The sequence below is a fragment of the Amaricoccus sp. genome (assembly GCF_017995835.1).
Lineage (GTDB): Bacteria > Pseudomonadota > Alphaproteobacteria > Rhodobacterales > Rhodobacteraceae > Amaricoccus.
This window is the reverse complement of the sequence record NZ_JAGOID010000111.1, coordinates 1-8878: the sequence shown is the minus strand read 5'-3', so window position 1 is coordinate 8878 and position 8878 is coordinate 1. Positions and strand designations below refer to the sequence as shown.

General features: G+C 72.1%; 8 protein-coding genes and 1 pseudogene. 1 reads left to right on the top strand and 8 read right to left on the bottom strand.

What is annotated here, in order from left to right; genetic code table 11:
* Window positions 1-139 precede the first annotated feature (139 nt).
* Window positions 140-2755, bottom strand: coding sequence for a plasma-membrane proton-efflux P-type ATPase (locus KBA23_RS14140; RefSeq protein WP_290742036.1), 2616 nt, complete (start codon window positions 2753-2755; stop codon window positions 140-142).
* A gap of 117 nt (window positions 2756-2872) precedes the next feature.
* Between KBA23_RS14140 and KBA23_RS14135 the strand changes: the two genes are divergently transcribed.
* Window positions 2873-3562 carry a class II aldolase/adducin family protein gene (locus tag KBA23_RS14135; protein WP_290742034.1) on the top strand — a complete coding sequence of 230 codons (690 nt, stop codon included), beginning with the start codon at window positions 2873-2875 and terminating at the stop codon, window positions 3560-3562.
* Between the two features lie 214 nt (window positions 3563-3776).
* Here KBA23_RS14135 and KBA23_RS14130 read toward each other — a convergent pair whose 3' ends face one another.
* From KBA23_RS14130 to KBA23_RS14100, 7 genes and pseudogenes are all read right to left on the bottom strand, one after another.
* Window positions 3777-5351 carry a class I adenylate-forming enzyme family protein gene (locus KBA23_RS14130; RefSeq protein ID WP_290742031.1) on the bottom strand — a complete coding sequence of 525 codons (1575 nt, stop codon included), beginning with the start codon at window positions 5349-5351 and terminating at the stop codon, window positions 3777-3779.
* Window positions 5348-6532, bottom strand: a complete 1185-nt coding sequence (locus tag KBA23_RS14125; protein ID WP_290742028.1) for a VWA domain-containing protein — start codon at window positions 6530-6532, stop codon at window positions 5348-5350. The genes KBA23_RS14130 and KBA23_RS14125 overlap by 4 nt, the downstream gene beginning before the upstream one ends.
* 5 nt (window positions 6533-6537) lie before the next feature.
* Window positions 6538-6708 carry a hypothetical protein gene (locus tag KBA23_RS14120; RefSeq protein ID WP_290742025.1) on the bottom strand — a complete coding sequence of 57 codons (171 nt, stop codon included), beginning with the start codon at window positions 6706-6708 and terminating at the stop codon, window positions 6538-6540.
* A 3-nt stretch (window positions 6709-6711) separates the two neighbouring features.
* A complete protein-coding gene (locus KBA23_RS14115; protein WP_290742022.1) occupies window positions 6712-8061 on the bottom strand; it encodes a DUF2927 domain-containing protein in 1350 nt (449 codons plus the stop codon).
* A gap of 14 nt (window positions 8062-8075) precedes the next feature.
* Window positions 8076-8246: a hypothetical protein gene (locus KBA23_RS14110; protein ID WP_290742019.1), complete on the bottom strand. Its 171-nt coding sequence runs from the start codon at window positions 8244-8246 to the stop codon at window positions 8076-8078.
* A 34-nt stretch (window positions 8247-8280) separates the two neighbouring features.
* The gene (locus tag KBA23_RS14105; protein WP_290742016.1) at window positions 8281-8586 is read right to left on the bottom strand and encodes an antibiotic ABC transporter; all 306 of its coding nucleotides are present in this window, start codon (window positions 8584-8586) and stop codon (window positions 8281-8283) included.
* A 108-nt stretch (window positions 8587-8694) separates the two neighbouring features.
* Window positions 8695-8878, bottom strand: a pseudogene (locus KBA23_RS14100) (ATP-binding protein); the annotation flags it as partial.

The following is an 8878-nucleotide window of genomic DNA, read 5'->3' as shown; positions in this document are numbered from 1 at the left end:
GCGTAGAGGCGTTCCTGGAGGTCGGTGATCCGCGCCATGCAGGCGTCGAGCTCGGACTTCGCCGCCGCCTCGTCCTCGTGCCTGCCGTGCCAGGCGGGATCGACGTCGCGCAGCCGGATCCGCGCGCCGGGTTTCGCGATCAGCTTCCTGCGGTAGTCCATGCGCGTCTCCCCTGTTTCGTGGCGGCCGGCTGCGGGCCGAGCGGCGTGGTGTGGATCGCCGCTCCCCGCAGGCGCGCCGGCGTGGCGTTTGCCATCAGCCGCTCGGCCCCCAGCCGCACCACGCCGAGGACCAGCATCCAGATCAGGTTGTAGGCCCAGATCAGGCCGATCGTCGCCCACGGCAGCGCGGGGCCGAGCCAGCCCCGGGCGGCGATGGCGACGGCGAGCGCCTGGGTGGCGGCGATCGCGGCGACGAGCGGCAGGGCCGGGAAGGGCGGCAGCATGAACCAGCGCTCGCTGCGGGTGACGAAGAGCAGGAGGTGGCCGGCGACGACGAGCTGGAGGAACATCACGGTCTGGACGTGGTCGTGGCCGGCGACGCCGAGCCAGGCCCAGCGCGGGTCGGAGGCGACCTCCATGGCGATCAGGAGCAGCCCGAAGGACTGGATGATCGAGAAGAGCCCGAGCGCCGCGGAGACGCCGAGAAGCCAGCGCATCCGCCAGCGGATCGGCTGCGGCGAGACGGGGGTGTTGTCGTAGGCGATGGTCATGATCGGCACGTCGTCGAGGAGCGACATGACGACGATCATCGCGGCGGTCAGCGGCTGGAAGCCGAGGAAGACGGTGGAGAGGACGACGAGGAACATGATCGTCATCGTCAGGGCGACGCGGTAGATCGTGTAGGACGTCACCCGGCCGAAGATGCGGCGGGCCTCGTCGATGGCGGCGGCGATCACCGAGAGGCCGGGGGCGGTCAGGATCAGCGCCGCCGCGCCGCGGGCGGCGTCGGTGGCGCCGGAGACGGCCGTGCCGCAATCGGCCTGCTTGAGCGCCGGGGCGTCGTTGACGCCGTCGCCGGTCATGGCGACGAGGTGGCCGCGCGACTGCAACGCCTTGACGATGGCGTACTTGTGCTCGGGGAAGACGCGGGCGAAGCCATCGGCCTTCTCGATCATGTCGACGATGGCGGCCGGCGGATGGTCGGGGTTCATGTCCTTGGGGAAGACGTCGGACGCGGTAAGGATGTTCGCGCCCATGTCGAGCTGGCGGGCGGTCTCGGCGGCGATGGCGGTGTCGTCGCCGGTGATCATCTTGACCGAGACGCCCTTGGCGCGGACGGCGGCGATGGTCGCCTTGCTGTCGTCGCGCGGCGGGTCGAACATCGGCAGGATGCCGAGGAGCGACCAGGTCGCGCCGCCGTCGTCCGAGCGCGCGGTTGCCAGCGCGCGGTAGCCGCGGGCGGCGAGGTCGGCGACGGCCTTGGCCACCTTGTCGGCGGTGGTCTGGTCGGGCTTCGCCAGCGCGACGATGGCCTGGGGCGCGCCCTTCGCGACGTGGACGGTCTTGCCGGCGGGGTCCGTCACCGTCGCCTCGGTGCGCTTGGTCACCGGGTCGAAGGGAGTGAAGGCGGTCGGGCGCCAGGCCGCCGCCGCCTTCGGGTCGGCCAGCGCGGCGAGGACGGCGTCATCGATCGGGTCGTGGTCCTCGGCGCGGGAGGCCAGCGCCCCGGCGAGGATGACGGCCTGCGGGTCGGTCGCGGCGAGGAGGATCGGCGGGTCGAGCTTCAGCTGGTTCTTGGTCAGCGTGCCGGTCTTGTCGGTGCAGAGGATGTCGACGCCCGCCATTTCCTCGATCGCCTCGAGCCGCGAGACGATCGCCTTCTGCTTCGAGAGAGCGAGGGCGCCGAGCGCCATGGTGATCGAGAAGACCGCCGGCATGGCGACCGGGATCGAGGCGACGAGCAGGACGAGGACGAATTGCAGGATTCCGAGCGCGTCGGAAAGCCGCCAGTCGTGGGCGATGACCAGTTCGCGGTAGGCTTGGGTTCCGACGAGGATGGCGGCGAGCGCCACGGCGAGGAGGATCAGGAAGTCGCCGATCTGGAACATCGCCTTCTGGGCGTGGCTGGCCGCTCCGGCGCCGGCGACGAGCTTGGCGGTGCGGCCGAAGTAGGTGTTCGATCCGGTGGCGATGACGACGCCGGTCATCTCGCCCTGCTTCACCACCGAGCCGGAATACGCCGCGTCGCCGGGCTTCTTGGCGGCGGGAAGCGACTCGCCGGTCAGCGCCGACTGGTCGATCGAGGCGAAGTCGCCGGCGACGAGGCGCAGGTCGGCCGGCACGATGGCACCGAGGCGGATCCTCACCACGTCGCCGGGGACGAGGTCGGCGGCGGGCAGCGTCGCCCAGGCGCCGTCGCGGAGCGCGGTGGCGCTGGGGGCGAGGCCCTTCTTCAGCGCGGCGAGCGCGTTCGAGGCCTTGCGGTCCTGCCAGAAGTCGAGTGCTGCGTTGAAGACGAGAAGGCCGGTGATGATCGCGAAGTCCTGCCAGTGGCCGAGGATCGCCGAGACGACCGCCGCGGCTTCGATCATGAAGGCGATCGGGCCGATGAAATAGCCGACGAGCTTCGACCAGGCGCTGCGCTCCTTCTCGGTGAGCGCGTTGGGGCCGTACTTCGCGAGGCGCGCCTTGGCTTCGTCTGCGGAGAGTCCACGGGCGGCGTCGACGCCCAGGGCGGCGAGGACCTGCGCGACAGGGGCCTTGGCGGGATCGAGGGTGCCCCCGGCGGCTCCGGTCGTCGCGGCGTCGGCCATCGCGTTGCTCCGGTTGGCGAATCGTTTCCGGTGGCGAGTGTAGCAGATACCGCCGTCGCGCGTGCTCGACGGGAAACGGGCTGTCGGCTATGGGGGCTCCGAGGGGAGGAGAAGCGCATGAAGACGGAACGCAAGCTCCGGCGGGCGATGGTCGAGACCTGCCGGGCGATGAACGCGAGCGGGATCAACCAGGGCACGTCGGGAAACCTGTCCGCGCGGTTCGGCGAGGGGTTCCTCGTGACGCCCTCGTCGCTGCCCTATGACCGGATGGTTCCCGAGGACATCGTGTCGATGGCCTTCGACGGGAACTACGAGGGGCGGCGGCCTTCGTCGGAGTGGCGCTTTCACCGCGACATCCTCGCGGCGCGGCCCGATGTCGAGGCGGTGCTGCACTGCCACTCGGTCTATGCGACGACGCTCGCCTGCCATCACCGCGCGATCCCGGCCTTTCACTACATGATCGCGGTGGCGGGCGGCACGGACATCCGCTGCGCCCCCTACGCCACCTTCGGGACGCAGGCGCTGTCGGACGCGGCGCTGGCGGGGCTGGAGGGGCGGCTCGCGTGCCTGCTCGGCCAGCACGGGCAGATCGCGCTTGGCGCGAGCGTCGAGAAGGCGCTGTGGCTGGCGGTGGAGGTGGAGACGCTGGCGCGTCTCTACGTGCAGGCGCTGGCGCTGGGCGACCCGCCGGTGCTCGACGACGCGGAGATGGGGCGTGTGCTGGAGCAGATGCGGCGCATGAGTTACGGCCTCGGTCCGGAAGGCGAGGGCGCCGTCGAGGCGGCGCGGCAGCGCGAGGCGGGGTAGGCCGCCTTTGCGGCTTTGCCTGTTCTTCGCCTGTGGGCGAAAAACCGACTGCTCTCCAGACCAGCTAACCTGAATGATACGGTTTCCGTCCGAGGACTTCCGCGTCAAGGGTTTACGGCGGATCCTTCGATGCACGCTCCATGCACAACGTATGCACGACCCATATGCCAAGCAAAAGAGTCAGAATTGAATCGTTAACGCAGACGCGAGGCATTCAGGCGGAGGCCGTATGAAAGCCCGGGCGCGCGAGCGCGGCGAGGTCGGCGCGCCGGAGCTTGCCGTTCGCGGTACGGGGGAGCGCCGCGACCGGATAGAAGACGCGGGGCGTCTTGTAGCGGGCGAGGCGGGCGGCGCAGTGGGCGGCGAGATCCTCGGACGGGACCGGGCCGGCGGCGGGGACGTAGAAGGCGGCGATGACGGTGACGCCGTCGCGGACGGGGATCTCCGCGGCGGCGGCTTCGGCGACCCCGGGGTGCAGCGCGAGCGCCGCCTCGACCTCGGCGGGGCTGACGCGGTAGCCGCCGGCGTTCATCAGGTCGCCGGCCCGACCGAGATGGGCGATGGCGCCGGAGGCGTCCATGCGGGCGCGGTCGCCGGTGACGAACCACTCGCCGCGCATGGCGGCGGCGGTCTCCTCCGGCCGGCGCCAGTAGCCGAGCATCAGGCCCGGATCGCGGCGCGAGACGGCCAGCAGCCCCTCCTCGCCGCGGGCGACCGGGGTTTCGCCCTCCCCGGCCAGGATGGCGATCCGGCGGCCCGGCTGCGGGCGGCCGACATGGCCCGGAACGGGCGGCGAAGCCGGCGAGAAGGAAACGTAGGTCGAGACCTCGGTCATGCCGATCGCCTCGTAGATCTGCTTGCCCGTGGCGCCGGTCCAGGCGGCGGCGACGGCAGGCGGCAGCGCCTCGCCGGCGCTCAGGCCGTGGCGGAGGCGGGCGAAGCCCTGCGCGAGATCGGGCGCGTCGAGCATCTGGCGGTAGACGCCGGGCGCGGCGGCGAAGATCGTCGCGCCGTGGGCGCGGGCGAGCGCCGGCCAGACGCCGCGGCCGGGGGGGCCGGCGTAGATGAGCGCCGTGGCGCCGGCGGCCCAGGGGTCCATGAGGCCGGCGCCTAGGGTATAGGCCCAGTTGAAGGCGCCGGCGTGCAGGACGCGGTCGTCGGCGGTGAGGCCATACCAGCCGTCCCACATCATGCGGCGGGCCCAGGCGGCGCGCTGGGCGTGCGTCACGCCCTTCGGGCGGCCGCCGCTGCCGGAGGTGTAGAGGATATAGGCGGGGTCGTCGGGATCGGTCGCGGCGAAATCGGCCGGGGCCGCGTCGCGAAGGCGGGCGACGTCGGCGGGCAGGAGCAATGTCGCGCCCATCGGGTCGGGCGGGGGCGTGACGCCCTCGCCGCAGAGGATGGCGCTCGGGGCGAGGTCCTCGACGAGGACGGCCACCTCGGGCGGGGTGAGCGCCGTGGAGGTCGGGACGGGAATGGCGCCGAGAGCGTTGGCCGCAAAGAACAGCAGCGGGAAGTCGGCCGAGTTGCCGATCCGCAGGAGCAGCCGGTCGCCCGGTCCGACGCCGAGGGCGGCGAGGCCGCCGGCGGTGCGCAGGACCGCGCCGCGGAGGCGGGCGTAGGTCCAGGTTTCGGCGACCTCGCCCGGGCCGGCGAGGATCTCGAGCGCCACCTTGCCGGGGGTCAGGTCCGCCGCGGCGAGGGCGTGGGCGGCGAGGTTGAAGGGACGGGGCGCCGGAGCGAAGGGGCCTTCGTCGAAGATGGCGGGCAGGGGCACGGCTGGCGTCACCGCGCCAGCTCCCGGATCGCGGCGTCGAGGCCGGCGAGGGTGAGCGGGAACATGCGGCCGTCGAAGATGCGGGTGATCAGGTCGGTCGAGAGCGCGTAGCGCCAGTGCGCCTCCGGCACGGGGTTGAGCCAGGCGGCGTGGGGCCAGGCGTGGAGCGCGCGGGCCAGCCAGACGGCGCCCGCCTCGGCGTTCCAGTGCTCGTTGGCGCCGCCCGGCTGGGTGACCTCGTAGGGGCTCATCGCCGCGTCGCCGACGAAGACGGCGCGGTACTCCGGGCCATAGGTGCGGATGACCTCGGCGGTCGGGGTCTGTGCGTCCCAGCGGCGGCGGTTGTCGCGCCAGACGCCCTCGTAGAGGCAGTTGTGGAAGTAGAAAGGCTCGAAGTGCTTGAACTCGGCGCGGGCGGCCGAGAACAGCTCGGCCACCATGCGGACATGCTCGTCCATCGAGCCGCCGACGTCGAGGAAGAGCAGCACCTTGACCGCGTTGTGGCGCTCGGGGCGGGTGACGACGTCGAGCCAGCCCTGCTCGGCGGTGCGGCGGATGGTCGAGGGCAGGTCGAGTTCGTCCGCGGCGCCTTCGCGCGCCCAGCGGCGCAGGCGGCGGAGCGCGAGCTTGATCGTGCGCGTGCCGATCTCGACCTGATCGTCGAGGTTTCGGAATTCGCGGCGGTCCCAGACCTTGACGGCGCGGCGGTGGCGGCTCTCGTCCTGGCCGATGCGCACGCCCTCGGGGTTGTATCCGTAGGCGCCGAAGGGCGAGGTTCCGGCCGTGCCGATCCATTTCGAGCCGCCCTGGTGGCGGCCCTGCTGCTCGGCGAGCCGCTTGCGCAGGGCCTCCATCAGTTCGTCGAAGCCGCCGAGGGCCTCGACCTGGGCCTTTTCCTCATCGGTCAGGTGCTTCTCGGCGAGCTTCTTCAGCCATTCGGCGGGAAGGTCGACGCGGGCGATGATTTCCTCAGCGGTGAGCTCGCCGAGGCCCTGGAAGCAGCGGGCGAAGACGCGGTCGAAGCGGTCGATGCGGCGCTCGTCCTTGACCAGCGCGGCGCGGGCGAGGTGGTAGAAGCCCTCGGCGTCGTAGAGCACGACCTCGGCCTCGAGCGCCTCGAGGAATGCGAGATACTCGCGCAGCGAGGTTCCGACGCCCTCGCCGCGCAGCTCGGCGAAGAAGCGGGTGAACATCGGCCTCAGCCCGCGCGCATCTGGCCGAGGACGACGAGGGCGATCGTCGTCACGAGGCCGAACGCGATGGCATGGGCGGCGGCGTATTGCAGCTGGTCGAGACGGTCGCCGCCGCGGGACGCGGCGCGGCGCCAGCCGAGAACGGCGCCGAGCGCGATGGCGAGAAGGATCAGCATGGCTCAGTCCCGGTCCAGACGCAGCGCGGCGAGCGCGGCCTGCTCGCGCGCGAGCGTGCCGTCATCGTCGCCGAACCCGTAACGGGCCCAGCGCAGGCTGTCGATACGGGCCTCGCGCGCCGCCTCGGTCCTGCCGAGAGCGAGGAGCGCCTCGGATTCGAGCGAGAGGAGGCCGGCGAGCAGGATGGCGTTCTGGCCCTGACGCGCCGCGGGGACATGGCGGTCGGCGAGCGTCACGGTGGTGTCGTATTCGCCGGCCGCGAGCGCCACGGCGGCGACATGGACGCCCGCGTGGGCGGTGCGCAGGTCGCCCGTCCCGAGCCGGCGGCGCGAGACGTCGTAGGCTTCGGCGAAGTAGCGCGCCGCGGCGGCCGGGTCGCTCCTGAGCGTCAGTCGGCCGAGCGTGAGCAGCGAAACGGCGAGGCGGTGGTCGGGCGGGCGCATCTCCGCGGCGATCCGGGTCGCTTGCCGCGCCGCGAGGAGGCGCTGCTCGCGCGAGCCGCGCGGCGCCTGGGCGACCTCGATCGCGCTCGCCCAGGCGCGCGATTCCGGGTGGCGCGCCTGCCGGGGCGCGCCGCGGCCCTTCGGGTTCTCGCGGGAGAGGATGGCGGGCAGCCGGGCAGCCACTTCCTCGCGGGTCATGCCGCTGTGCAGTTCGGGCTGGTACAGCGCCCGCAGGATCAGCATGTCGAACGGCGTCGCGATCGAGTGCAGATTGTCGTCGTTCCAGATCGAATCCGGCAGGCGGTAGAGGTCGTTGGCCGGACCCAGCGCCTGGGTGATCTCCTCGTGCAGGCAGTCGCGCACGTCCTGCGGGATGCCGTCATGGGGCACGAAGATCGACGCGACGCCGAGCTCCTTCTGTTCGCCCCAGCGCAGCGGCGGGTCGCCGCGGCGGCGCAGGAAGCCGCGCCAGGTCGTCTCGCCGGGCACGATGAAGCAGGCGGCGGAGGGGAACACCCGGGCGAGCGCGGAGGCGGGCACCCCCTCGATGCGGATCTGGGCCTGCTTCGGATCGGCCGAAAGCGCGACGTCGACGCCCGCTTCGTCGCGCAGGCGGGCGAGCAGGGCTTCGAGGTCGGGCCGGTACGCGTCGAGGCCGGTGATCGACACGCGAACCGGCGCCTCGTAGCGCAGCAGCCGGTCGAGCTTCTCGCCGCTCTCCAGCGCGAAGGTCAGGTCGAGGAAGTCCTGCGCGAGATCGGCGTTCGCGCGGGCGACGCCGCGGGGCTGGGCGACCGGGGCGAAGCGCACCTCGGAGGGCGGCGGCCCGCCGCCGGGCGCGGTCGCGCAAGCCGCCAGCGCCGCAAGGCAGGCGGCCGCGAGGCAGGATCGGACCGGGGCGCCGCGCATCGACCGGCGCGCTCTCAGCGCCGGTGCTTGACGAAGGGCGTGACGACGCCGATCCGGTCGTAGAGGCGGCGGGCCGTCGCGTTGAAGTCCTGGGTCAGCTTGATCCCGCAGTAGTCGGGATAGCCGCCCCAGAGGTCGCGCCACGCGTCCTCGTGGGCGACCGTGGTGGGTCGGACCGCAATCATCGCGGCGTCTCCGCCGCCGCCACAGAGGGCGCGGCTACTTGCGCAGCCGGCGGACGTTGGACCGCGTCTTGGCGCCGTAGGGCCGCAGCGCCGCCGAGGCGATCCGGGTGACGTCCCCGCCGCGTGCCGCCGCGACCGCAGCGCGCTCCGCCGAGGTGGCAAAGGCGGCCGGCTTTTCCATCACCATGGCGACCGCCTCGTGCGGCGTCATCGTGCCGCTCGCCATCTGCATTGTGCGGCGCAAAATCACTTCGCCGGCCGCGAGGCTCATGCGTGCGTAGGACTGCGTCAGATTTCCCCAAGCTATCAAGGCTGTAAAGGGGCTGGTGGCTCGCGGCATGGGCTGTCTCCTTTTGCTGCACTGCAACATAGTAAAGCGAGCGCCCGTTGTCACGGGTCCGACGCGGGAATGCGGGCAAAAGATTTCCGACGGCGGCGGGGCGCCGGTTCACGAGCGTTTTCCCCGGGCGAGGAAGGCGAGGCGTTCGAACAGATGGACGTCCTGCTCGTTCTTCAGGAGCGCGCCGTGCAGGCGGGGCAGGTTGGAGGTCGGATCGGCGCGCAGATCGACGGCGTCCAGATCCTCGGCGAGCAGCAGCTTCAGCCAGTCGAGCACTTCGGAGGTGGAGGGC

Bases quoted from the DNA above. Each gene is read 5' to 3' on its own strand.
- KBA23_RS14115 (WP_290742022.1), bottom strand. From the start codon at position 8,061: ATGCGCGGCGCCCCGGTCCGATCCTGCCTCGCGGCCGCCTGCCTTGCG.
- KBA23_RS14125 (WP_290742028.1), bottom strand. From the start codon at position 6,532: ATGTTCACCCGCTTCTTCGCCGAGCTGCGCGGCGAGGGCGTCGGAACC.
- KBA23_RS14110 (WP_290742019.1), bottom strand. From the start codon at position 8,246: ATGATTGCGGTCCGACCCACCACGGTCGCCCACGAGGACGCGTGGCGC.
- KBA23_RS14140 (WP_290742036.1), bottom strand. From the start codon at position 2,755: ATGGCCGACGCCGCGACGACCGGAGCCGCCGGGGGCACCCTCGATCCC.
- KBA23_RS14135 (WP_290742034.1), top strand. From the start codon at position 2,873: ATGAAGACGGAACGCAAGCTCCGGCGGGCGATGGTCGAGACCTGCCGG.
- KBA23_RS14120 (WP_290742025.1), bottom strand. From the start codon at position 6,708: ATGCTGATCCTTCTCGCCATCGCGCTCGGCGCCGTTCTCGGCTGGCGC.
- KBA23_RS14105 (WP_290742016.1), bottom strand. From the start codon at position 8,586: ATGCCGCGAGCCACCAGCCCCTTTACAGCCTTGATAGCTTGGGGAAAT.